Below are 499 nucleotides of genomic sequence, written 5' to 3'. Positions count from 1 at the left end.
GCATCGAAGGTCTTCGTCAAAACGTCGGCACGACGGCTGGAACGGTCGATCGACGATATCTGCAAGGTGGAGATGGCCAAGGGATCGATGACGATCGGCGACCTGACTTCGCGCCTGCTGGGCGCGCCTATCGTTGCAGGCGTCTCATTGGGGAAGACGCTCACGAACCTGTCCACGTCCTCGCGCATCCGCTGCTTCGAATGGCTCGCGGACAAGCCTGTCAGCTGGTTGATGACAGATGAGGACGATGCTGTTGCCCGGCGGCGTCGGCTCGTCCTGGCTGCAGGCGGCCATGACCGGTTGATTGCGCACTTCTCGGATTTCATGGACAAGCATCAAGGATCGCCGAGGTCTGTGCGGTCACCCCCGACCGGCGCCGACCTTGCTGCTCTGCTCGAGGCCTATTCGCGCGCCACTGACGATGCGATCAAAACGAAGCGTCACCGTGTTCTTGCGGTCCCACGCGGATAGTCCCGCGAACCACCCATCCCTGGTGAGC

General features: G+C 62.1%; 1 pseudogene. It reads left to right on the top strand.

What is annotated here, in order from left to right:
* Positions 1–471 (top strand): annotated as a pseudogene (locus tag EOA38_RS39670) (hypothetical protein); the annotation flags it as partial.
* Positions 472–499: the final 28 nt, after the last annotated feature.

The sequence above is a fragment of the Mesorhizobium sp. M1E.F.Ca.ET.041.01.1.1 genome (genome assembly GCF_003997355.1).
Taxonomy (GTDB): domain Bacteria; phylum Pseudomonadota; class Alphaproteobacteria; order Rhizobiales; family Rhizobiaceae; genus Mesorhizobium.
The sequence above is the reverse complement of the archived record's forward strand: the minus strand, read 5'-3'. Positions and strand labels throughout refer to the sequence as shown.